This window comes from Streptomyces sp. NPDC043996 (assembly GCF_056435225.1).
In genome coordinates this window covers 685,260-709,669 of sequence record NZ_JBWKEY010000004.1, presented here as the reverse complement: position 1 = coordinate 709,669, position 24,410 = coordinate 685,260, and the positions used below count along the sequence as shown (strand labels likewise).

Genomic DNA, 24,410 nt, shown 5'->3' with positions numbered 1-24,410 from the left:
GCCGACATGCCGCCCGTGGAGCGGACGACCGCGCCGCCGCGGCGCCTCGCACGCGCCCTCGGCGCCCGTGTCTCGCCTGGCGCGCCCGTCTATGTGCTGCTCGCCGCCCTTCTCCTCGCGCTCGCCGTGACCGACCCGGGCTTCTACGAACCCGACCGCTTCCTGGCCTTCGTCAAGCGGGCGGCGCCCCTGGTGATCCTCGCCGCGGGGCAGTACCTGGTCGTCGTGTGCGGGGAGTTCGACCTGTCCGTCGGCGCGATCGTCACCGCCGGGGTCGTCGCGGCCGCCGAGGTGTACGGCTCGTACCCGCACGCCCCCTGGCTTCTGATGACGGCGGGCCTGCTCGCCGCGGGAGCCGTCGCGGGCCTGGTGAACGGTCTGGTCACCACCGGCCTGCGGGTGCCGTCGTTCATCACCACGCTCGGCATGACGCTGATCCTCGAAGGCGCCGTCTTCTACTGGACCGGCGGCTCCCCGCACGGCCAACTGCCGCAGGACTTCCGGCGCCTCGGCCGGGGCACCGCCCTCGGCTGGCTGCCGTGGGCGGTCCTCGCCTGTCTGGCCGCGGCCGTCCTCGTGGTGCTCCTGATGCGCTCCGACTTCGGCCGGACGCTGATCGCCACGGGCGACAACGAGCGCGCCGCGCACCTGGCGGGCGTCCATGTGCACCGCGTCCGCGTCCTCGCGTTCGTCCTGTCCGGGGTCGCCGCCGCGCTCGCCGCCGTCCTCGTCGCCGGGTTCTCCGGAGTGTCCGCGCAGGCGGGCCGGGGCTATGAGTTCGAGGCGATCACCGCCGTCGTGCTCGGCGGCGTGGTCCTCGGCGGCGGCCGCGGCAGCGTGCTCGCCGCGATGGCGGGCGCCTTCTCGCTCCAGGCGCTGTTCACGCTGCTCAACCTCCGGGGCGTCTCCGGAGCCCTGGAGTCCACCGTCCAGGGCGTCATCGTCATCGCCGCCGTCGGCCTGGGCGCCGCCGACTTCTCCCGTGTACGCCGCCGCCGTACCCACTCACCCGGAGGGACCCCCTCATGACCCGCAGCCGCCGCCCGCAGCTCGCCGCCCTGGCCGCCGCCCTCGCGGGGATCCTGCTCGCCTCGTGCTCCAGCGACGCCCCGCCCGAGGACGGGGCCTCCCGGAGCGCGCGGCAGCAAGGCGACAGCGGTGACAAGCCCTCCGCGTTCTTCGACCGCGCCGAGTACGCCCGGCAGCTCAGGCTCGGCGAGGCCACCCCGCGCGGGCCCGCGGGAAAGCCGTGGGAGCAGATGCTCGAACCGGCGATGACCGACACCGCCCGGCACCGCAAGACGGACTCCGGCGACGTCGGCCTGTGCTTCTCCAACGCCGGGGTGTTCAACCCGTGGCGGCAGGTCGGCCTGAGGACCATGAAGGCCGAGGCCGCGCTGCACGAGGAGATCGGCGACTTCAAGGTCCTCGACGCGCAGGGCAAGGACGACAAGCAGATCTCCGACATCCAGGAACTCGCGGGCGACAAGGACTGCGACGCGCTCATCGTCTCGCCCAACACCACCGCCACCCTCACCCCCGCCGTGAGGAAGGCCTGCGGCAAACTGCCCGTCATCGTCTTCGACCGGGGCGTCGACACCGACTGCGCCGTCACGTTCGTGAACCCGATCGGCGGCTACGGCTACGGCGCGGTCGCCGCCGACTTCCTCGTCGAGGAGGTCGCGCCCCGGGGCAAGGTCCTCGCCCTGCGCATCTCGCCCGGCGTGGACGTCCTGGAGACACGCTGGTCCGGGGCGAAGCTCGCCTTCGACAAGAGCGAACTCGACGTCGTCGACGTGAAGTTCACCGACGGCGACCCCGCGAAGACCAAGTCGATCGTGTCCGACGCGATCGCCCGCCACGGCGGCGTCGACGGCGTGTGGATGGACTCCGGCGCCACCGCCGTGGCCGCCGTGGAGGCCTTCGAGGACGCGGGCGCCGACGTGCCCCCGATCACCGGCGAGGACCAGCAGGACTTCCTCCAGGTGTGGAAGGACAAGAAGCTCACCGCGATCGCGCCCACCTACCCCACCTTCCAGTGGCGCACCCCCGTCATCGCCGCCCTGCGCGTCCTGAAGGGCGAACCGGTGCCCAAGGAGTGGAAGCTGCCCCAGCCCACCGTCACCGAGGACACCCTCGACACCTATCTGAAGGACGGCATGCCGCCCCTGCACTACGCCATGTGCGGCTGCCAGAAGATGCCCGGCTACCCCGAGAAGTGGGGAGGCCGGAAGTGACCGGCACCGGCTGGCCGCTCGGCGCGAACCCCTGGATCTGGCACTCGCCCGTCACCGCCACCGCCCTGGCGGAGGTCCTGCCGCGCCTGGCCGCCTGGGGCTACGACGGCGTCGAACTCCCGCTGGAGCAGCCCGGCGACTGGGAGCCCGCGGCCACCGCGAGGCTCCTTGACGGCACCGGCCTCGCCCCCGCGGCCGTCATCGCCGTCATGCCGCCCGGACGCGACCTCGTGTGCGCCGACCCGGCCACCGTGCGCGCCACCCAGGACTATCTGCGCCAGTGCGTGGACGCCGCCCACGCGCTCGGCGCCCCGGTCGTGGCGGGCCCGCTCTACGCCGCCGTCGGCCGCACCTGGCCGATGGACGCCCGCGCGCGCACCGACGCCTACGCGCGGTGGCGCGAGCACCTCGCGCCGCTCGTCGACCACGCCGCGCGAGCCGCCGTCCGCCTCGCGGTCGAACCGCTCAACCGCTACGAGACCAGCCTCCTGAACACCGTCGCGCAGACCCTGGAGGCCCTGACCGGACTGCCCGAGGACCGCGTCGGCATCGCCCTGGACACCTACCACCAGAACATCGAGGAACGCTCCCTGCCCGCGGCCGTCGCCGCCGCCGGGCACCGGCTCTTCCACGTGCAGGTGTGCGCCAACGACCGGGGCGCGCCCGGCGCGGACCACCTCGACTGGGCGGGCTTCCTCGGCGCGCTGCGCGCGAGCGGCTACCGAGGCGCCCTGTGCGTCGAGTCGTTCACGGCGCACCACGCCTCCCTCGCCGTCGCCGCCTCCGTCTGGCGCCCGTTCGCGGACAGCCAGGACGCCCTCGCCGTCGACGGCCTCGCCTTCCTGCGCCGCGCGCTCGCCGACCTCTGACCTCCCGACGGCATCCGGCACCCGCACGTTTTCCCGTCCACCCGCCCTCACAGAGAGGACCCTCCATGGGATGGCATGCACATGACTTAACTGGTGCGCGCGCCCGCGGCGTACGAAGAGCCGTCACCGCCGCGCTCACCGCGCTGCTGCTCGCCGTCGGCTTCCTGCCCGCCACCGCGGCGGCCGCAGGCGCGGAGAAGAAGGCGCCCGCCTTCAGGGCCCTGCTGTTCACCAAGGCCGTGGGCTACGTCCACGACTCCATCCCCGCGGGCGTCCAGATGGTCAAGGAGCAGGCCGCCGCACAGGGCTTCGACGTCGTCCAGACCGACGACGCGGCCGTCTTCGACGACGCGAAGCTCAAGGACTTCGACGTCATCGTGATGCTCCAGAACTCCGGCATGGTCTGGGACACCGACGCCCAGCGCGCGGCCCTCCAGAAGTACCTGCGCGGCGGCAAGGGCATCGTCGCCGTCCACAACACCCTCGACATGGGCATCGAGGACTCCTTCCCCTGGTGGGACGACACCGTCAACGGCGGCGCCCACATGCCCGCCCACTCACCCGGCGTCCTCAAGGGGACCGCGAAGGTCGCCGACCACACGCACCCCTCCACCCAGGGCCTCCCGCGGCGCTGGGAACGCCCCGAGGAGTGGTACAACTTCGACAAGAACCCCCGCGGCGACGTGCACGTCCTGGTCTCCGCCGACGAGACCACGTACGACCCGGGCGGCGCCGCGATGGGCGCCGACCACCCCATCTCCTGGTGCCGCAACGCCGAGGGCGGCAAGGTGTGGGCCACCGCCATGGGCCACGACAAGGCCTCCTACAGCGAACCCGCCTTCCGCGACCACGTCCTCGGCGGCATCCAGTGGGCGGCCGGGAACAAGCCCGGCGACTGCGGCGGAACGGTCTGGTCCGGCTACGAGAAGGTCACCCTCGACGACAACACCGCCGACCCGATGGAGCTCGACGTCGCCCGCGACGGCAAGGTCTACTACGCGCAGCGGGGCGGCGAGGTGAAGGTCTTCGACCCGGCCACCCACGCCACCACCACGGCGGGCAAGGTCGACACCTACACCGGCGGCGAGGACGGCCTGATCGGCCTGGAACTCGACCCCGACTTCGCCCGCAACCGCTGGCTCTACCTCTACTACGCCCCGGCCACCGCCCAGGACGACGTGAACCGCCTCGCGCGCTTCACCGTCACCAAGGCGGGCACCCTCGACCTCGCCAGCGAGAAGAAGATCCTCGACGTCCCCGGCTACCGCGACCGCAGCTTCCCCGAGCCCGGACACACCGGCGGCGCCGTCGAGTTCGGCCCCGACCGCACCCTCTACCTCGGCGTCGGCGACGACGTGCCCCCGAACCTCGACCCCCACTGGCAGGGCTACGCGCCCCTCGACTGGCGCCCCGGCAAGGAGCGCCTGGACGCCGCCCGCACCGCGGGCAACACCAACGACCTGCGCGGCAAGATCCTGCGCGTCAAGCCCACCGCCAAGGGCGGCTACACCATCCCCCGGGGCAACCTCTTCAAGCCCGGCACGCCCAAGACCCGCCCCGAGATCTACGCCATGGGCTTCCGCAACCCGTTCCGCTTCACCGTCGACCCCAGGACCGGAGACGTCCACGTCTCCGACTACGGCCCCGACCGCGGCGGCCCGGCCACGGACCGCGGCCCCGAGGGCCTGGTCGAGTACAACGTCATCAAGAAGCCCGGGAACTTCGGCTGGCCGTTCTGCCACGGGAACAACCAGGCGTACGCCCCCTACGACCCCGACACCCAGCGGGTGGGGCAGAAGTTCGACTGCGCGAAGCCGGTGAACCCCTCACCGAACAACACCGGCCTGAAGGACCTGCCCCCGCTGACGCTGCCCGAGGTCTGGTACGGCTACGGCGCGTCGAAGGAGTTCCCGGAGATGGGCGCGGGCGGCTCGGCGCCGATGAGCGGGCCCGTCTACCGCTACGACGCGAAGAACCCGTCCACGACCAAGTTCCCGCGGTACTTCGACGGCGCGCACTTCTTCTACGAATGGGCGCGCGACTCCGTCAAGGAGATCCGCTTCGACGACTCGGGCAAGCTCCTGAAGATCAACGACTTCCTGAAGTCCGCGAAGTTCACCAAGCCCATGGACATGACCTTCGGCCCCGACGGCGCGCTCTACGTCCTGGAGTGGGGCAGCGAGTTCGGCGGCGGCAACAACGACTCGGGCCTCTACCGCGTCGACTACGCCCAGGGCCAGCGCATCCCCGTCGCCAAGGCCAAAGCCTCCGCGACGAACGGCCCCGTGCCCCTGAAGACCGACTTCTCCAGCGCGGGCAGCAAGGACCCCGACGGCGACCCGATCACCTTCGCCTGGGACTTCGACGGCGACGGCACCTACGACTCCACCGACCCCGACCCCTCCCACACGTACACCACCAAGGGCGACTTCAACGCCCAGCTGAAGGTCACGGACTCCACCGGCAGGTCCGGCTACGCCAACATCCCCGTCACCGCGGGCAACACCGCGCCGAAGGTCACCGTCGAGACCCCCGTCGACGGCAAGCTCATCACCTTCGGCGACAAGATCCCGTACAAGGTGAAGGTCACCGATCCCGAAGACGGCGCGACCGGGGCGATCGACTGCTCCCGGGTCTTCGTGAACCCCGCGCTCGGCCACGACGACCACGAGCATCCGACCACCGACATCCCCGGCTGCGAAGGCACCGTCGACACGAGTGACCTCGGCGGCCATCCGGAGGGCGCCGACCTCACCTACGTCCTGAACGCCAAGTACACCGACAAGGGCGCCCCCGGCACCAAGGCGCTGACCGGCTACGGCCGCTCGGTCCTGCAGCCCCGGCACAAGCAGGCCGAGTACCACGACGCCCAGTCCGGCACCCGGATCGTCTCCCAGGCGGGCGCGGAGAACGGCAAGCGCGTCGGCGACATCAGCGACGGCGACTGGATCGCCTTCACACCGATGAGCGCCGAGGGCGTCGCCAAGGTCAGCTACCGGATGTCCTCGCCGTACGGCGTCGGCTCCATCGAGCTGCGCGCGGGCGCGCCCGACGGGGCGCTCCTCGCCACGACTCCTGTGCTCAACACCGGCGGCTGGGATACGTACCAGAAGACGCCCGCGGTCGACGTCGCGTCCCCGCCCGGCACCCAGGCGCTGTACCTCGTCTTCAAGGCGCCGCGGAACAACGCCTTCGACGTGGACGCCGTGGAGTTCTCCTCCGGCTGACCCCGCCCGGCCCGGCACGGGAAGGACCCGCGGCGCGCTCCGACTCCTCGCGCGCCGCGGGTCCTCCTTCCCTCACCTTCCCCTCACCCCTCCCTCACCGCGTACCGACCGCCGCCCGCACGGCCCGGCGGGCCATCTGGCAGTCGTCGTGGAGCCGGCGCAGCAGGAGCCGCTGTTCCTCGCCGGACGGGGCGGTGACCGGGTGGCCCGGTGCCGACGGGGGCGCCTCGTGCAGGCTGCGCTGCACGGCCGTCTCGCACAGCCTGATCTCGCGGGTGAGCACCAGCATCAGGTTGACCAGGAACGCGTCGCGCGCCGCCGGGCCCGCCTGCTGGGCGAGCTGGCTGATGTCGCGCCGCGCCACCGGGGCGTCACCGAGCACCGCCCACAGCGTCGCCAGGTCGTACCCGGGCAGATACCAGCCCGCCTGTTCCCAGTCGACCAGGACGGGGCCCGCCGGGGACAGCAGGATGTTCGACAGCAGGGCGTCGCCGTGACAGAACTGCCACGTCAGCTGCGGCGCCGACGGATGGGCGTGGGCGATGCCGTGGAGCAGCTTCTGCAGATCGCCCATGTCCCGGTCCGTGAGCAGCCCCAGCTCGTGGAACCGGGAGATCCGCCGCCCGTAGTCCAGCGGCCTGCCGAACATCTCCTGCGGTGGCCGCCACTGGTTGAGGCGGCACACCGCGCTCATCGCCGCCCGCACGTCGGCCCGGGGCGGGGCCTCCGCGGGGTGACGGAGCAGCGCCGCGACCCGGCCCGGCATCCGCTCGATCACCAGCGTGCAGTCGTCCGGGTCGGCCGCGATGAGGCGTGGCGCGCGGACCGGCGGACGATGCCGGACGAACGAGCGGTAGGCAGCTATTTCGTGCCTGATGCGTTCGGCCCACAGGGGCGAGTGGTCCAGGAGGCACTTGGCGACGGCGGTGCTGCGTCCGGTCGTGCCGACGAGCAGGACCGTGCGTCCGCTGCGGCGCAGGACCTGCACGGGGTGGAACTCCGGGCAGATGCGGTGCACCGACGCGATCGCGGTGCGCAGCTGCGCGCCCTGGGGCCCTGACAGGTCGAGTCTGCCGCTGAGCGGACCGCCAGCGGTGGTCGCGCCGCGCCGCGGCCGACCGGTTCCGAGCGGTGCCGCCGCCGTACGGGCCGGGGCCAGGTAGGGGCCGCCTGCCCCCAGGGGGACCTCCGGCGCGCGGGCGGCGCTCCGGGCGGCGGGGTGGGGGCGCAGCGGCCGGGGCGGGGCGGACACGGAGGACGATGCTGCGTACATGGGCGATACAGATCCCTTCGTGTGCCTGCGAGTTGCGGCGCCCTCCCGTCCCGGTCTCCGTGGGTGCACCCTGGGGAATGCCTCGTGGGGACCGGGTCGGGGTGGCGCACTCCTACCTGACACCCGCAGCCCCATGGCACACCATGTGGCGCACCCTGGCGAACCCTGGCGAATAGTCGCTCAGCAACTGACAGAGGGCTACTGTCAATTCAGCCGAGAACCTGGGGGCTTGACGTGAACGGACAACCCAATACCCGCCTGTCGGACCTGTTCGGCCTGGCCGGCTGGTCCAAGGGGGAACTCGCCAGACTGGTGAATCGGCAGGCGGCCGCGATGGGCCATCCGCAGCTGGCCACCGACACCTCGCGGGTGCGGCGCTGGATCGACATGGGGGAGATTCCCCGTGATCCCGTGCCGAGGGTTCTGGCGGTCCTGTTCACCGAGCGTCTCGGCCGTGTCGTGACCATCGAGGACCTCGGTCTGGTCCGGCACGGGCGCGTAGGCAAACAGCGCGGCGACGGGAGCGTGGAGCACCCGGACGGCGTGCCGTGGGCGCCCGAGCGAACCGCCGCGGTCCTCACCGAATTCACGGGAATGGACCTCATGCTCAACCGACGCGGCTTGGTGGGCGCGGGTGCCGCGCTCGCCGCCGGCTCCGCACTCACCAGCGCCATGCACGACTGGCTGCACACCGATCCGACCCTGAAGGCCGACGCCCCCCGTCTCGACGATCCCCTGCAGGCCGATCCCGCCGGGTTCGACCGCTATGAAGCCGCCCCGATCGGGTCCCAGGAGATCGAGGAACTGGAGCGCTCGGTCGAGGTGTTCCGCGCCTGGGACGCCTCCCGCGGCGGCGGACTCCAGCGCAAGGCCGTAGTGGGCCAGCTGAACGAGGTGGGCGGCATGCTCGCCTACCGACATCCCGACCACCTCCAGCGGCGCCTGTGGGGCGTCGCCGCCAACCTCGCGGTCCTGGCCGGCTGGATGTCGCACGACGTCGGCCTGGAACCCACCGCTCAGAAATACTTCGTGATCGCCGCGCACGCGGCCCGAGAGGGCGGGGACCGGCCGCGCGCCGGAGAGGCGCTGTCCCGCGCCGCCCGCCAGATGGTGCACCTCGGCAAGCCCGACGACGCCCTGGACCTGATGAAGCTCGCCAAGTCCGGCTCGGGCGACCAGACGCTGCCGCGCACCGAGGCGATGCTCCACACCATCGAGGCCTGGGCGCAGGCGTCGATGGGCAAGGGGCAGGCGATGCGGCGCACGCTCGGCCGGGCCGAGGACCTCTTCGTCTCCGACCGGGGTGACGTGCCGCCGCCGAGCTGGATGCAGATGTTCGACGAGGCGGACATGCACGGCATGCAGGCGCTCGCCTACCGCACGCTGGCCGACCACGAGCCGTCCGCCGCGCACATGGCGCAGCGGCACGCCAAGGAGGCCATCGCGCTGCGCACCAAGGGCCATGACCGCTCCACGATCTTCGACTACCTCTCGCTGGCCTCGGCGTGCTTCATCGCCGACGACCCCGAGCAGGCCGACCGGTACGCACGGCTCGCGCTCGTGTCGATGGGCTCGAACTCCTCACACCGCACCTGGGACCGGCTGCGGGAGATGTACCGGCTGACCGCGCAGTACGCGGGCTATCCGACGATCGAGGACCTCCGCGAGGAGATCAGGCACGCCCTGCCGAAGGCCGTGGGCAGGCCCGGGGGAGGCAAATGGGTGCGGGCATAGGGCATAGAGGCATACGACGAGACAGGCCGAGCCAGGCCGAGACAGCGAGACAGGGGGAGCGCGCGGGACGAGCGGGACGCCGTCGCGCGGGAGCCGGGGGTCGCGTGCGCGGGTCCGCCGCGCCACGGCCGACGGGGCCGATGGCCGGGCGGGCTCAGGCTCCGACCCTGGCCACCAGCAGACACGCGTCGTCCTCGCGCGGGGCCACGCCGAACTCCTCCACGGCGACCCGGACACAGTCCTGAGCCGTCTTCGCCTCGGCGAAGCGCGGCGCCAGGGCGAGCAGCCTGCTGGTCGCGGCATCTCGGGAGCGCCGCGGCACCAGGCCGTCCGTGTGCAGCAGGAGCAGGTCACCGGAGCGCAGCTGCTCCTCGGCCTGCTCGTAGGAGGCGCCGGACGTCGCGCCGAGCAGGACGCCGTCGGGGGGTGTCAGGGCCTGCCCCGTCCCGTCGCGGTACAGCAGCGGGGCGGGGTGTCCGGCCTGGGACCAGGTCAGCACGTGCCGTGCGGGGTCGTACAGACAGCACACGGCGCTGCCGAGCGCGGGCTGCACGGAGGCGTCCAGTAACTGGTTCAGCCAGCCCATGATGCGGCCGGGCCGGGTGCCGGTGACGGCCATGCCGCGCAGCGCGCCGAGGAGCATCGCCATGCCGGAGGTGACCGTGACGCCGTGTCCGGTGAGGTCGCCGACGCTGAGCAGGGTCTGGCCGTCGGGCAGTTCAAGGGCGTCGTACCAGTCGCCGCCGATGAGGGCGCTCGATGACGAGGGGAGGTAGTGGGCGGCGACGTCCAGGCTCGCCGGGCCGCCGTGCGGGAGGCGCAGGGAGCCGCGCCAGGGCGGCAGGACGGCTTCCTGGAGCTCGACGGCGAGCCGGTGCTCGGTCTGCGCGGCATGCCGCTGGTGCTGGAGCGTGTCGCGGGTCTCGAGCACGGCGCGCTGGCTGCGGCGCAGCTCGCTGACGTCCCGCAGCACCGCCCACATGGAGGCGGTGGTGCCGTCGGCGGCTAGGACCGGCTCGCCCATCATGTGGACCTGGCGGACGCCGCCGTCGGCGCGGACGACCCGGAACTCGCCGTCGATCGGTTTGCCGTCGACCAGGCAGTCCGTGACCATCGCGGTGAGCAGCGGCTGGTCGTCGGGGTGCACGAGGGAGGGCAGTTCGTCGAGGGAGAGCGCGGGGGACTGGGGGTCGCGGCCGAGGATCTGATAGAGCTCGCCCGACCAGTTGGCCTCGTCGGTGAGGAGGTTCCACTCGGCGCTGCCGACGCGGCTGAGGAGGGATCCGGGCGCCGGATCCGGCCGCGCCGCGCCGCCCTGCGGGCGGTGCTGGCGCGGCGGTCCGTCCCGCAGCTGGGCCAAGTGGCCGTGCAGGTCGTTGAGTTGGTGCACCGCGAGGTCGCACAGGGCGCGCTGCCAGCGGCCCGCGGGGTCGCCGTGGTCGGCCGTGGCCTCGCGACGCACGGCGTCGACCTCGCCGCGGAGCCGCCGCGTCTGTGTGATCAGCGCGTCGACCGCGCCGCGCTCCGGCGGCTGAGCGGGGCGGTCCGCGAAGACATGGGACGGCATGGGGTGCTCCGTAGGCGATGCGGTGCGGCCGGGCTCGCGTGGCCGCGAGTGGGGGTGCGGCGGGGCTTCCTGGCGGGCTTCCGAACTGACTTAAGTAACAACTCTTCGACCGGTACCGACTCTGGCACAGCGGACACAGGCGCGTAAGGGATTTGGCAACACACGATGTGGTGGTGCTTTTGGCATATGCCATTGTCCTTCGGTGGAAGGGCCGCGGAAGGACGGTCGCCGCGGCTCTGAACGGGGCTGCTCCGGGGCGGTTTCCGAGGGCTCGCGCCACGACGGCGCGCGCTGTCACGTGCCCCGGGAAACCGGTGCCGCATCGCCACACATGGGGCATTCCGGTGAAGGGTGCGGTCACCGGACACCGCGCTCAGTAGGCTGAGTGCCCGCCCTCGCCGGATGGGTCCCAACTCCCGTGCGGGGTACGGGTATTGGCGGGGCAAGGGCATGGGGGGGACGCATGGACATCGCCCGCGACGTGGTCCGCGTACTGCTCACCGGCGAACCGGCGCCAGGGCGCGGGCACCCCCTCCTTGACGCCGCCGGGGCGCTCGCGGCCGGAGAGCCACGACGGGCCCTGCGCCGCCTCGGAGCCGTGCGCGAGCAGGGCGACGCCCGCGCCCTCGCGGCCGCGCTGCGCGTGACGGCGCAGACCCTCGACCTCAACTGGTACCCGGGCGGCGCGGGCGCCGACCTCGCCGAGGGCGACGCGGAACGGCTGACGGCACGGGTGCCGCGCGCGCTCGGTCCGGACGCGTCCCTCGCCGTGTTCGTGGCCGCGCGCTTCCTGCCCCGGGCGCACGCGGCCCGCAGCGTCGCGGAGAACGCCCGTACCAGCGGGGACGGATGGGCCTCCGCGCAGGTCCTTCGCGACCTGGAGCGGGCCGTCGCCGAGGCGCGCGGCGCCGACGCGGGCCTGACGCGCTGGGTGCGGGCGCACCTGCACCTGGAGGTCGCCGACGTGGCGCTGCGCGCGGGCCGCGGGGCGGACGCCCTCGCCGCCCTCGACCGGTGCCGCCGCGACGCCCACGGCGACCCGTGGGTGCTCGCCCGGACCCATCTGCTGCGCGGTGACGCGGCCCTGACCCCCGGCGCCCGCCCCGAACTCCTCGGCCTGCGGCTCGGCCCGGCAGGACCGAGCGGCCCGAGCCACCCCACGGCAGCGGCCGGGCCCGGAGCGACGCCCGGACCGCCGCCACCGCCGCCGGACCTCGCCGCCGCCCGCACCCAGTACCAGGCCGCCGACGCGCTGTACGCCCGCCTCTCCGCCCCGCGCGCCCGCGCGCACGTCGCCCTGCGCCTGGCCCACCTGGCCCGCGCGGAAGAGGACGACGCGGCCCGCGCCCGCCACACCGACCGGGCGATCTCCCTGGCCGCGCAGGCGGGAGCGGGCGCGCTGACCGTCCTCGCCACCGCGCACCGGCTGCTCGACGGGCTCGCCGACGGCACCGACGCCGACCGCCGCGACCTCGCCGCGATGACGCGGTGGTGCCACGACGACGGCAGCACCAGCTACCTCAGGGGCCTCGTCCGCCTCTTCCTGGCCCGCGCCGACGCCTGGCAGCGCGACGGCCTCACGCTGCCCGCGCTGCGCGCCCTGCGCGCCGCCCGCTTCCTCACCGCGCGGATCACCGCACCCCGCGAGAGCGACCTCACCGACCGCGCGTACGTCGACCTCGTCGACCGGGTCAACTTCCGGCAGGCGTCGGCCGTGCTGCTCGCCGCCGACACCGCACGGGCCGTCGCCGCCCTGGCCGCCCCCGACGCCGACGAGCGCGACTGGCTGCGCGCCGCCGAACTGGCCCTGGCCCTCGACCGGTCGGTGGACGCGCTCGCCGACCCGGACCTGAAGGCCGTCGTGGAGGCACGGCTGCGCGAGGTGGCCGCCGCCGAGCGCTTGGCCTACGCCTGGCCGCCCGCCCACCAATCCGTCGCGTTCGTACGGGAGAGCCTGCGGCGCGCCCCGGTCCAGATCCTGCGCCTGCGGGGGCGCCAGGCGCTGGAGGCGGGCTTCAGGGACGAGGCGCACTCCCTGCTCCAGCGCGCCCTGGACCACGCCGGGGACGACGCGCTGCTGCGGATCACGCTCCTGTACGACCTCGGGCGCCGCCAGGAGGCTCACGCCGTCGCGGCACGCGTCTACCGGCGCGGCGGACTGCACCCCGACCACGCGGTCAGCCTCTTCCTGCGCCTGGGCGACCCGCACACCGCGCGCCAGGCCCTGCGTGTCCTCGACCAGGCGTCCTGGCCCGCAAGCCCCGACCGCCCCTGGGAGGACCAGGCGCGGCGCGCCGAACTCGCCGCCGCCCTCGGCGACCACACCACCGCGGCCCGGCTCGGCGAGAGCGCCGTGGACCGCTTCGAACACTGGTCGCGGCTGCTGGTCCGCGACGTGCTGCGGACCTCGATGACCGACGACGTGACGGTGGCGGCGATGTACCACATCGCCGTGCGCGCCCGCCTGGGCCGCGCCGACGACGCCCTGAAGACCCCCGGCGGCCCGGCGGACGCCGACGCCGAACGCGCCCTGGCCTTCGACCTGGCCGACCGCTGCCGGGGCATCGCCGTCGACGTCCTGCGCGCCCTCGACGACCTGCCGCCCGGGCCGCCGCTCGACGCGGCCCGGCGCTGGCTGCGGGCCGGAGCGGCGTGGGCCGCCGCCTACGAGGGGCTCGCGGACAGCGTGACCGGCGACGCGGCGCGCACCCCGTCAGCGGCGCGGCTGCGCGCCACCGTGCTCGCCGCCGAGGACGAACTCGACACCGCCGAGGCCGGTGTGGCCCAGTCCGCGCCGCACCTGCTGCGCGGCCACGACGACGGCGAGCGGCCGCGCGGCGCCCGCCTGGAGGCCGTCCGCGCCGCGCTCCCCGACGACGCGCTCCTTCTGATGTACGAGACGTTCGACGACGACCTGGTGACCTGGGCGGTCGACGGCGACGGCGCACGCCACACCCTGCGCGCCGTGCGCCACCGCGACCTGGCCTGCGCGGTACGCCGGTTCCACACCGTGTGCGCGGGCGGCCGCCACGACGACGACGCGGCGCGGGCCCTCGCGCGGCTGCTGCTCGGCCCCGTGGAGGACGCCGTCCGCGCCCACCGGCGCCTGTACGTGGTGCCGCACCGGTTCCTCGCGCTCGTCCCCTTCGCGGTCCTTCCCGTCGGCGACGTGCCCCTCGGCGAGCGGTGCGTCCTCTCCCAGCTCCCCTCGGCGTCCCTGATCACCCGGCCCGGCGGCGCCCGCCCGCCGCGCCTCGACGCGCCCGCGCTGCTCGTCGGCGACCCCGCCTACGCGCCGGGCCGGGGCCTGGAGCCGCTGCCGGGCACGGCGACGGAGGCGCGGGCCGTCGGGCGGCTGCTCGGCGCCGCGCCGCTCCTCGGCCCGGACGCCACCGCGAGCGCGGTGGCCGCCGCGGCCCCCGGCAGCGCCGTGCTCCACCTCGCCACCCACGGCGTGCTCCACGAGCGCGGCCCGCACCGCAGCTATGTGGCCCTCGCCGGAGAGGACCGCCTCGCCGTCGGCGACGTCACCGGCCTCGACCTGAACGCCGACCTTGTCGTCCTGTCGGCCTGCCACACCGGGCGTGGCACGGCGACCGCGGGGGGAGACGTCATCGGCCTCGTCCGCGCCGCCGTCGCGGCGGGCGCGCGGCACACCGTCGTCTCGCTGTGGCCGGTCGACGACGCCTGCGGCGCCGTCCTCATGACGTACTTCTACCAAGCGCTGCTCGCCCCGCCCGGCACCCCCGTCGCCGAGGCGCTCGCCACGGCCCAGCGCCGGGTGCGGGCCCTGGACGCGAAGGGGCGCGCGGAGGAGTACGAGCGCCTGCGGGAGGAGACCGGAAGCGGTGTCGCGGCCCGGGGCGCACGGGACGGGAGGGTCCCCGCCGACCTCATGGACCACGGCGACCACCTCCCGTACCACTGGGCGCCGTTCGTCCACGTCGGCGGCTGAGACGGCACCCGAGAGGAGGGTGACCAGGGTCGGACGCCGTGCCATCCTGGCCGGTACGGCGCGCGTCACCGGGGGGCTGCGATGCGTAAACGGGCACTGCTCATCGGCTGCCGCACCGGGGAGCTGCGCGGAGTGGACGCCGATGTCGCGCTGATGGCCGACGCCCTCGACGCCTTCGGCTTCGAGCCGACCCCGCTCCTGGAGGAGCACGCCACCCGGCGCGGCGTCATCGCCGCCTACCGCGCCCTCATCGACACCACCGAGGCCGGGGACGCGGCCGTCGTCTACTACTCGGGCCACGGCGGCCAGGCGTGCGACCCGCGCCCGGGCAGCGGCACCGGGCGGCCCGATCGCATCCAGTACCTGTGCCCCACCGACATCGACGAGCCCGGCCCGGGCGGCGGATTCCAGGGCCTGCTGGCCGACGAGCTCAGCGTGCTCCAGAGCCAGCTCAGCGCGCGCACGGCCAACGTCACGACCATCATCGACAGCTGCCACGCGGCCCGCATGGCCCGAGGCCCCCACCAGCGGCCCAAGGCCCGCGCGGACGGCGACCGCTGGCCGACGGTGTACGCGGCGTGGCGCGAGGCGGTACGAGCCGCTCCGACCGGCGCGGTCCGCGCGCCCGCCGAGTCCCACCCGGACGTCGTCCGCGTCGTGGCCTGCGCGCCCGACGCCAGCGCCTACGAACTCGAACTGCCCGGCCTGAAGGGCGCCCACGGACTGCTCACCGCGACGCTGGCGCGCCTGCTGCGCGCGCCGGGAGCCGCACGGCTGACCTGGCGCGGCCTGATGGGACTGCTGCGGCCCGCGGTCCTGGACGTCGTCGCGCTCCAGCGGCCCGAAGTCGAAGGGCCCGCCGACCGGCTCCTGTTCGACACCGCCGAGCGGCGGGGGACGGGCGTCCTTCCGGTGCGCGTCGAGCGGGGCGTGGCCCTCCTCGACGGCGCCGCCCTGTTCGGCGTCGCCATCGGCGACACCTACGCCCTCGTGCCCCCGGACGGCGAGCGCGACGCCCCGCTCACCACCGCCGTCGTCGAGGGCGTCGGCGCGGGCACCGCCCGGCTGCGCCCGCACGACCCGCCCCCGTCCGGCCTGCCGCCGGGCACCGAGGCACATCCGCTGCGCGTGGGCCTCGGCCGCCGCCCCGTCGCCGTGCGGCCCGGCGGCCACCGGGACCACGCGCGCGTGGCCGGGCGCCTCGGCGCCCGCGCGCACCTGCGGATCGCCGAGGACGACGAACCGGCCCTCGCCACCGTCACCCTCACCGCCGACGGACTGCTCCTGACCGACGCCGACGGCGAACCGCTGCGCGACGCCTCGACCCCGCTCACCGACACCGCGCTCGACGCGCTCGCCGCCGACCTCCAACTCCTGGCGCGCGCCGCCCACCTGCGGGCGCTGACGTCCGGCACCGGCGCGGAGGCCCTGCCCGACGACGTGGCCCTCAGCTACGCGCGCCTGCGCCACGACGGCACCGAAGAGCCGCTGGAGCACGGCGGCGCGCACCTCTTCAGCGGGGACCAGGTCGTCGTGCGCGTCCACAGCCACGCCCCCGAGCGGCGCTACGTCTCCGTGTTCGACATCGGCCTGCGCGGCGCCGTCACCCAGCTCACCACCGCCGAACCCGCGGGCATCGCCCTTGCCCCCGGCGGCCGCTACGAGCTGTTCCGCCTGCCGGGCAGCCACCAACTCGCCGGAATCGAGCTGTACTGGCCCGAAGGACTGCCCCCGGGCATGCCCAGGCCGGAGTCGTTCGTCACCGTGGTCACCGACCGCCCCCAGGACCTGACCCGGCTCACCCAGCGCGGCATCACCCGGCGCGTCCGGGACGGCTCCGTGCTCCAGGAGCTCATCGACGACGTCGTCACCGGCGTCCGCGACGCCCGCCTGCCCGAGGGGGTGCGGCCCCGCGTGCGCTACCGCGTCGCACGCTACGACCTCTCGCTGCACCCCGGCCCTCGGGCCACCTGACGCCTTACGGAGGTAGCCATGGCCTACCAGCAGCGCATCGACCGGCGGCGGCCCGGCTGCTTCCTCTTCCTGGTCGACCAGTCCGGCACCATGGCCCTCTCCATCGGCGGCAGCGCCATGGTGCACAAGGGCCAGGCCCTCAGCGACACCGTCAACGACGTGCTGTACGCCGTGCTCATCGAGTGCACCAAGGACGTGCGCGAGGAGGAGCCCCGGCACTACTTCGACGTCGGCGTCATCGGCTACGGCGGACACGGCACGGTCGCCCCCGTCGTCGGCGCCCTGGGCCGCGACCCGCTCGTGCCCAGCGCCCAACTGCCGCGCTACGCGCGCGTGGAGACCCGCGAAAAGCTCCTGCCCGACGGCCAGGGCCGCTACCGCCCGGTGAGCCGCCGCACCATGGTGTGGCTCGACCCGGTGTGGCAGGGCTCGACCCCGATGTGCGCGGCCCTGGCGTACGCGCACAAGGTCCTCAAAGGCTGGGTGGGGCGGCACCGCGACTCCTTCCCGCCCATCGTGCTGCACGTGACCGATGGCATGGCCACCGACGGCGACCCGCGCAAGGCCGCCGCCCGGCTGCGCCGCCTTGGCACCCGCGACGGTCGGCTGCTCCTGTTCAACCTGCACCTCTCGGAGCGCGACGAGCACGTCGTGTACTTCCCCTCCGCCCCGGTCGGCGGCGCCGACCCGGCGGCCGCGCTGCTGTACGAGATGTCCAGCGAACTGCCCGCCGCCCTCGTGGAGGAGGCCGGGTACGCCGACCGGATCGCCCCCGGCGCCCGGGGGTTCGTCTACAACGCGGACGTGCCCGACCTCGTCGACTTCATGCGGATCGGCACCGCCACCACTGGCCGGGTGCGGGCCGGGTGACCGCCGCCCCGCCGCCGCCCGCCCTGGACGGCGCGGTCCTGTCCGTGGCCAAGTCGCCGTCCGAGCCGAGCGAGGACGCCGCCGCCCTGGACCTGGCCCGAGGACGCGTCGCCGTCTCGGACGGGGCGACGCGCGCCTTCGCGTCCGGCACCTGGGCCCGCTGCCTCGTGCGCCGGTTCGTGACCCGGCCGCCCGACGACCTCGACGCCCGCGCGCTCGGCCGCTGGACCGCCGAGGCCGCCGCCGACTGGTCCCACGGCGTGCGGCTGCCGCCCGACGCGCCGCCGTACCTGTACGACGCCGTCGAACGGGGCAGCCATGCCACCCTCCTCGGACTCGTGGCGGAGCCCGGCCACGACGGCGCGGGCGGCGTGCGCTGGCGGGCCGTGGCCGTCGGCGACACCTGCCTGATGACGGTGGCGGGCGACGCGCTGCGCGGCTCCTTCCCCCTGGACCGCCCCGACCAGTTCACGTCCGCCCCGGCCCTGCTGCCCACGGCGCCCGGCGCGCTGCCGCACGCGGTGGCCGCGGCCAGGTTCGCGTCCGGCGTGTGCGGCGCGGGCGACGTTCTGCTGGTGATGACGGACGCCGTCGCCCGCTGGTCCCTGGAGCGGGCGGCCCGCGGCCCCCAGGTGTGGCGCTTCCTGTGCGGGGCCGCACCGGAGGAGTTCGCGTCCGAGGTGCGGGCGCTGTGGCGGCGCGGGGAGCTGGAGGAGGACGACATCACGCTGGTGCGCTGCCGGGTGGGCGGCGCGGCACCGGACGCCCTGGCCCGGTGAGCGCGGGCGCCGTCACCGCCGCAGCGCGGCGACCAGCTCCTCCGGGGCACCCGCCTGGCCGGGGGCGCGCCCGCAGTCGGCGGCCAGACGGCTCGCCATCGCCGCGACCCGGGGGTCGGGCGACTTGCCGAGGCGGTCCCACAGCGGGGTGCGGCCCGGCCGGGTGAAGTCGGCCGCCCGGAAGATCAGATTCTCCTGGGTGTGCAGCGTCCACAGCCCCGGGTCCGCCGCCACGGCCAGGGCCGACAGGAAGATCACGGAGGCGGGGAAGGCGTCGAGCCGCACGCCCCGCAGCTCGCCGTCCTCCTTGGGGTGGCGGTAGTCGGGGTGCCCGGCGTCGGCGCGCGGCCACCGCCGCTCGCCGGGCACCCAGACCCCGTCCAAGTCGACGAGCTGGAGCCGCAGTTCGTCGTCCACCAGTACGTTGCCGTGCTGGAGGTCGCCGTGCCCGACCCCGGCGCGCGCCAGCTGCACCAGGGCGACGCGCCAGTTGGCGGCGAGGTGCCGCAGCGCCCGGGGCTCGTCCAGGCGCCGGGACACCGCGACGTCCAGGGTGTCGCCGGGCACCCAGGGCATCAGGACCACCGGCCACCACGCGCCGCCGACGCGGATGCCCCGCTCCCGCCAGCTCGCCGGGGTCAGGGCCGGGCACGGGTGGGCGCGCAGATGGCGGCCGAGGGCGTCATAGCGCTCGGCGCCCGCGGCGGGCGGGCGCGTCATGCAGCGCACGGCGCACGGGCCGCCCGCCCCAAGGAGCCGGAAGACCACCGCGTTCCGTCCGGAGCTGGTGCGGGGCATGCCGAGGCGGTTGAGGTCGAGCACCGCCCGGGCGAGCCCGGCGTCCGCGAAGGCCGTCGCCGGGTCCTGCACGGCGTCGGCGTACTCGGTCTTCGTCGGCCAGCGCGCCGTACGGCCCGGTGCCTCGGTCACACCGCACCTCCGCCGAACCCGCCGAACCCGCCGAAGGGCCGCCTCATGCCCGGTACACCACCCTGCCGGGCAGCTCCCTGCCGTCGACGCGGGCCCACAGGCGAAGGCCCGCGAGCACCTGGCCCTGGCGCCCGCCCGCGTCGAGCGGGATGTCGTTGCCGCCGGTGCGCCGACGGGCCTCGCGGTAGGTCGGGGCGAGCACCTCCACGGCGACGTCGGCGCCGCCGTCCCGCACCCGGCGCCGCAGTTCCAGGACGACCCGCTGGGACGCCTCGGCGACGCGCGCCCACCAGCTGCCGGGCGCGGCCGGGGGCAGGTGCAGGACGGAGCACAGCGCCTCGTCCACGGCGAGCGCCGCCCGCAGTTCCTCCGGGGAGCCCGGCTCCTGGCGGGCCAGGTGCCCGATGCGCTGGGCGAGTTCCTGACGGTAGGCGGCGCGGTGCTCGGCGTCGCGCAGCGGCACCACGCCCCGGTGCGCGACGGTCTCCAGGCAGTGGTGCAACTGGTCGTCCAGGTCGGCCAGGCGGGCGACCCACCCGGCGAGGACGACGCACACCGCCAGCGGCGCCCGCCCCTCGCCCGCGGCCGGGGGCACCTCCGCGTCGCCGCCCGCAGCCCGCACCGCCCAGTCGGCCCGGGACCCGGTGGCGGTCAGGCGCACCCCGGGCACGCCAAGGCGCGGCAGCGGCGGCAGCAGCACCTCGCCGTCACCGAGCGCGCGCCACTCCTCCCACCGCTCGTCGGCGGGCGAGTCCGCCGCCACCGCTAACCGGCAGGCGAGGGACCGCCACCGCGCCGCCCGGCCCGTGGGCAGCCGCAGCAGCGTCAGATGGAACCAGCGCCACACCGCCGCCGTGTCCGCCCCGTCGGGAACGGGCAGCGGCCCCAGGTGCTCCGTGTCGCTCAGGCTCCGCGCCAACTCCCCGGCCAGCGCGGCCAGCTGCGGGTCGGCCAGCGGCCGGGCGGCCGGGGGCGGCCCGCTGTAGGCGGAGCCCTGAGCGGCGGCCGCACCCGCGCCGGGCGGCACCGGGGTGCCCATCGGCGGCGTACCGGCGTCGGCGACCGGCATGGCCGGTCGCGCGAACGCGGCGTCCGGCTGCGGGAAGGGACCATCGGCCTGCGTGAACGCCGCGTCCGGCCGCGGGAACGGGGCGTCGGCCTGGGCGAGCGGTGCGTCCGGTCGCGGGAACGCCGCCTCCGGCCGGGCGGAGGGAGCGTCCGGTGGCGCGAAGGTCGCGTCCGGTGGCGGGAACGGCGGCGTCTTCGCGTCGTCCGGCAGCAGCGCCGCCGTGATCTCCGCGAGCGCGGCCCGGCACTCGGCGGCCCCCGAGTCGTCGGGCAGCGCCTCCAGGCCCGCGCTCAGCGCCGCGTGCAGGCCCGCGAGCTGGGCGCGGGCCAGCACGCCGAGCGGGGTGCCGGGCAGTCGGCCGAGCCTGCGCAGCGCGTCCACGGCGGTCAGTGCCCGCCGTTGAACGGGTCGCGCTCGGCGACGTACGACGTGCTGGTGCCGTTCATCTCCACCCGGAACACCGAACCGGGCGCGCGCCACATGCCCGCGATCGAGCCGGCCGTCCAGTAGGGGACGGGCGCCCGGTGCACCCGCAGCCGTCCGCCTTCGTCGAGCGTCGCCACGTACACGACTCCCTTGTGCTGCTCGCCCGGCTCCTCGTCGGGGGCCGCCCGCACGCCGCCCGACTCGGGCACGGGCACCACGCCGAGCAGTTCCCACTTGCGCTCGGGCTCGCCGGGGTAGCGCAGATAGAACGACCACCCGTCGGGCGGCGGGCTGCCGATCGGCTCGCTCGTCATGCCCCGCACCGGCCGCGTGTCCGTGGCCCCGCGCACCCGGAAGACCTCGTCGAACCGCGGCGCCCCGCCGCCCTCGCCGCCCTCGTCTTCGGAGCGCAGCCGCGGGTCGCGGGGCAGGCTGAAGACCACCACGCCCGCGTCCGGGCGGTCCCCGGCGACGCGGTTGTCGGCGACGACCTCCACCGGAACCCAGGCCCCTTCGGGGCCGGTGCCGAAGTCGATCCGGATCGGGGCTGCGGCGTCCACCTCGTACTGCGGGGCGCCGCGCGACAGGTGCACCGTCAGATCGAGGTCGGCGTTCACCTCCAGCTGGAACCGCGCGTCACGCGTCCACTCCGCCATGTTCAGCGTGAAGTCCGGCTCCTTCAGGCGGACCCAGGCGTCCGGGTCGAAGGCGCCCCACTCCTCCCAGCCGGTCCCGAGGTTGCGGTGGACGCGCAGGCTCGCGGGCAGGCTCTGCCACTTGCTGCGCACGGCCCAGCCGCCGCCGGGGCCGATGGGGCTGAGCTGCGCGCCGACCTGCAGCAGGGCGTGCGTGGGGTCGTTCGCCGCGAGCTGGTAGGTGGGGCCGAAGTCGCACGGCAGGTAGTAGCTGAGGTTGTCCACCTCGATGCGCAGCACATAGCGGCCGCGGCCGAGGACGCCCTGCGCGTTGCGCACGGAGTGCGCGAAACGGCGGACGTGGTGGCCCCAGCAGGCGCCGATGGACGTCGCCAGCTTCCCGTACTCCTCCTCCACGGCCACCCCCGCCGGGTTCCACCGCACCTCGCTCTCCTGCCACAGCCGCCGCTCGAGCACCTGACGCACCAGCGGCATGCGGCTGCTCTTGCCGGTGAGGAAGATCCGGTCGAGCTCGGTGCCCGTCACGATGTTCTTCGTGAGGGCGACCACGAGGTCCATGATGTCCTCCAGGTCCGGGGCGAGCAGCGCCGCGAAGGTCTCGGCGTCGAGCAGCGGCGCCCACGCGCCGCCCCCGGCCTCCGCCGCACCCGCCGCGCCGAGCCGCCCCAGCAGCGCGTCCAGCACCTCCGGCAGCGGATGGTGCACCGGCTCACCGGCGCCGAGCTGGATCTTCGCCTCCTCCGCGAGCCGCCACAGCAGCCAGAACGTCTGCTCCGCGTCCTCACGGGCCGCCGAGACCACGCTGTCGTCGCTCCAGCGCGTCGGCACCACCCGGTCCACCAGGTCGGCGGGGTACCCCTGCGGGTCGTCGTGGCCGCGGTCGACCAGCGTGCGCGGCACATAGCGGCCGTCGACGGCGTACGGCTTCTTGAGCGAGCCCACGACGTGCTCGTACCGCTCGGGGTCATGGGTGATCAGATGGTCGGCGAGCGCGCCCTTGTACCAGCGGAACAGCCGCAGCGTCATCAGGTCCCCGCCCAGCTGGAGATGGCCGGTGGAGCCGAGCAGCGTGGGCGTGAGCACGTACAGACGCCCGGTGAACCGGGGGTCCTGGCCCGGCGGCGGGTCGGGCGTCGCGTCCTTCAGGTGCAGATTGATCAGGGCCACGTCGAAGGTGCCGCCGCCGATGTCGGCGACCAGGACGTTCTGCTGCCAGGCCCGGTCCGTGCCCGGCAGCGGGCGGCAGCGCGCCCGGAACGCCTCGACACCGGCCACGAAGTCGCCGCCGAAGTCCCGCATGATGAAGAACAGGGCGGCCGCCACCGCCTCGTCGAACTGCGTGTCCACCAGCGTGACCCCGAGCCCGCCGCCCGCGCCCTCGGGGCCGCCGCCGACCAGCTCCCGCAGCCTGCGGCGCACCGCGGGCGGCGCCACTGTCGGGTACGTCATGACGACGTGGTCGATCTTGCCCTGGTGGTACTCCTTGGGGTTGGCGGCGATGTATTCGTCGGTCTGGTCGAGGAGGTAGCGCAGGCCCTCGCGGATCAGGTCGTCCGCCGTGACGGCCTCCAGGCCCGGGACCGGACGGTCGCGGCCCAGGTACTGCTTCACTCCCCGGTACGAGCGCCCGCCGCCCGCGGGCAGACCGCCCACCGCGATCCGCTCCTCGCCCATCCGCACCCGCAGCTCCGGCAGCGTCTGCACCACTTCGATCCGGCTGGGCAGCTCCTTGCCGCCCGCGTGGTCGAGGTCGGCGGGGAACAGCCGCAGCACGTCCAGGGGCAGCTCGTCGAACGCCCGGTGGTAGCAGCGGTGCAGCAGCGGCGCCGCCGCCCGCCGCAGCCGCTCGTCGCGGGACGCCACCCGCAGCTCAAGCGCCGTGTACAGCGCGTGCACCCAGCCCTCGCCGCCGTACCCGCCGCGCAGGGCCTCGGCGAGGGCGCGGCCCCCGGCGGCGGGGTCGGGGTGCGCGGTGGTGGAGTCGTCGAGGTACTGCCGGGCGACGTCCGCGAGCAGCTCGCGCCACTGGGCCCGCTCCGCGCCGCAGGCGTCGGGGTCGGACAGGACGTCGGCCAGCTCCTCACGCAGCCGCGCCTCCTGGTGCCGCGACATGGCCCGCACGTCCAGCTGGCGCATGTCGTGGATGGTCACCGTGGAGTTCGTGGTGCCGAAGTCGACCGCGGCGAACCCGAAGTGGCGTACGGCGTCCTGGGGCACCCGGCGCCCGACCGGCTCGCCGGAGACGGTGACGGTGTCGGTGTCCGCGGGCGGGGGAGCGGCCTGCCGGGCGGGCTCCGGCTGTGGCTGCGGAGGTGGCTCCGGCACGGCGGGAGCGCCGGCCGGAGGCTTCGACCACTGCCCGGGGTCGTACCACTGGCCCGCACCCGTGTCCGCCGCCTCGGTGGCGCGCCGCGCCGACGCCATGTCCAGGCGGAGCGTGGTGACGATGTCGGTCGTGGCGTGGATGGTGCCCACCGGGCGCCCGGTGACCGGGTTCAGCTCGTGGTGCGTGAGCCGCACGGTCAACGGCAGGGCGTGCGCGCGCGTGTCCGCGGACAGCGCGACGGGGCCCGCGCTCGGCACGGTCACCGGAGCGGTCACGACCTGCCCCTCCAAGGACCGCAGGGCCGACTGGAGCACGCCGTGGTCCGGGCCGGAAAGGCCGGGGATCCGGTAGAGGATCTCGGCCTTGAGGACGAGGACGCCGCTCCCGGTGGGCCGCAGCTCCACATCGGGCGGATACAGCCGCGTCGCGGGGCCGAGCAGCGTGAACCCCTCACCGAGGGCGTCGGCCACGCACGAAGGACCCGAGCTGACGAAACGCGCGTGCAGTCCCATGGGTGT

14 protein-coding genes are annotated in these 24,410 nt (G+C 74.9%); 9 read left to right on the top strand and 5 right to left on the bottom strand.

Annotated features, from left to right (window positions below; all coding sequences use genetic code 11):
* Window positions 1-6 precede the first annotated feature (6 nt).
* The 4 genes from AC07A4_RS13950 to AC07A4_RS13935 all read left to right on the top strand — a co-directional run bounded on the left by AC07A4_RS13950 (window position 7) and on the right by AC07A4_RS13935 (window position 6,333).
* A complete protein-coding gene (locus AC07A4_RS13950; RefSeq protein ID WP_478597532.1) occupies window positions 7-1,029 on the top strand; it encodes an ABC transporter permease in 1,023 nt (340 codons plus the stop codon).
* Window positions 1,026-2,237, top strand: coding sequence for a substrate-binding domain-containing protein (locus tag AC07A4_RS13945; RefSeq protein ID WP_478597321.1), 1,212 nt, complete (start codon window positions 1,026-1,028; stop codon window positions 2,235-2,237). Before AC07A4_RS13950 ends, AC07A4_RS13945 begins: the two co-directional genes overlap by 4 nt.
* On the top strand, window positions 2,234-3,106 hold the full coding sequence (locus AC07A4_RS13940) for a sugar phosphate isomerase/epimerase family protein (RefSeq protein ID WP_478597318.1): 873 nt from the start codon (window positions 2,234-2,236) through the stop codon (window positions 3,104-3,106). The genes AC07A4_RS13945 and AC07A4_RS13940 overlap by 4 nt, the downstream gene beginning before the upstream one ends.
* A gap of 65 nt (window positions 3,107-3,171) precedes the next feature.
* Entirely contained in the window at window positions 3,172-6,333 is a 3,162-nt protein-coding gene (locus tag AC07A4_RS13935) for a ThuA domain-containing protein (RefSeq protein WP_478597315.1), read from the top strand.
* Between the two features lie 94 nt (window positions 6,334-6,427).
* Here the strand turns inward: AC07A4_RS13935 and AC07A4_RS13930 are convergent, their stop codons facing one another.
* Window positions 6,428-7,606 carry an aminoglycoside phosphotransferase family protein gene (locus AC07A4_RS13930; protein ID WP_478597312.1) on the bottom strand — a complete coding sequence of 393 codons (1,179 nt, stop codon included), beginning with the start codon at window positions 7,604-7,606 and terminating at the stop codon, window positions 6,428-6,430.
* A 234-nt stretch (window positions 7,607-7,840) separates the two neighbouring features.
* Here AC07A4_RS13930 and AC07A4_RS13925 point away from each other — a divergent pair, with 234 nt between their 5' ends.
* Entirely contained in the window at window positions 7,841-9,340 is a 1,500-nt protein-coding gene (locus AC07A4_RS13925; RefSeq protein ID WP_478597310.1) for a DNA-binding protein NsdB, read from the top strand.
* A 154-nt stretch (window positions 9,341-9,494) separates the two neighbouring features.
* Here the strand turns inward: AC07A4_RS13925 and AC07A4_RS13920 are convergent, their stop codons facing one another.
* Window positions 9,495-10,907, bottom strand: coding sequence for a PP2C family protein-serine/threonine phosphatase (locus AC07A4_RS13920; protein WP_478597308.1), 1,413 nt, complete (start codon window positions 10,905-10,907; stop codon window positions 9,495-9,497).
* A 463-nt stretch (window positions 10,908-11,370) separates the two neighbouring features.
* Here AC07A4_RS13920 and AC07A4_RS13915 point away from each other — a divergent pair, with 463 nt between their 5' ends.
* The 4 genes from AC07A4_RS13915 (at window position 11,371) to AC07A4_RS13900 (ending at window position 18,485) form a co-directional block, all read left to right on the top strand.
* The gene (locus AC07A4_RS13915) at window positions 11,371-14,862 is read left to right on the top strand and encodes a CHAT domain-containing protein (protein WP_478597305.1); all 3,492 of its coding nucleotides are present in this window, start codon (window positions 11,371-11,373) and stop codon (window positions 14,860-14,862) included.
* Between the two features lie 81 nt (window positions 14,863-14,943).
* Window positions 14,944-16,836 carry a caspase family protein gene (locus AC07A4_RS13910; protein WP_478597303.1) on the top strand — a complete coding sequence of 631 codons (1,893 nt, stop codon included), beginning with the start codon at window positions 14,944-14,946 and terminating at the stop codon, window positions 16,834-16,836.
* A gap of 18 nt (window positions 16,837-16,854) precedes the next feature.
* Window positions 16,855-17,706 (top strand): VWA domain-containing protein, encoded by an 852-nt coding sequence (locus AC07A4_RS13905; protein WP_478597300.1) that lies wholly within the window; start codon window positions 16,855-16,857, stop codon window positions 17,704-17,706.
* Entirely contained in the window at window positions 17,703-18,485 is a 783-nt protein-coding gene (locus AC07A4_RS13900) for a hypothetical protein (protein ID WP_478597297.1), read from the top strand. Before AC07A4_RS13905 ends, AC07A4_RS13900 begins: the two co-directional genes overlap by 4 nt.
* A 12-nt stretch (window positions 18,486-18,497) precedes the next feature.
* On the opposite strand, the gene AC07A4_RS13895 is transcribed toward AC07A4_RS13900, so the two are convergent.
* From AC07A4_RS13895 to AC07A4_RS13885, 3 genes are read right to left on the bottom strand one after another with little or no spacing between them, the layout of a single operon-like run.
* On the bottom strand, window positions 18,498-19,415 hold the full coding sequence (locus tag AC07A4_RS13895) for a protein kinase family protein (protein WP_478597294.1): 918 nt from the start codon (window positions 19,413-19,415) through the stop codon (window positions 18,498-18,500).
* 43 nt (window positions 19,416-19,458) lie between these two features.
* On the bottom strand, window positions 19,459-20,865 hold the full coding sequence (locus tag AC07A4_RS13890; protein WP_478597291.1) for a hypothetical protein: 1,407 nt from the start codon (window positions 20,863-20,865) through the stop codon (window positions 19,459-19,461).
* 5 nt (window positions 20,866-20,870) lie between these two features.
* Window positions 20,871-24,404, bottom strand: a complete 3,534-nt coding sequence (locus tag AC07A4_RS13885; protein WP_478597289.1) for an Hsp70 family protein — start codon at window positions 24,402-24,404, stop codon at window positions 20,871-20,873.
* Between the last annotated feature and the right edge of the window lie 6 nt (window positions 24,405-24,410).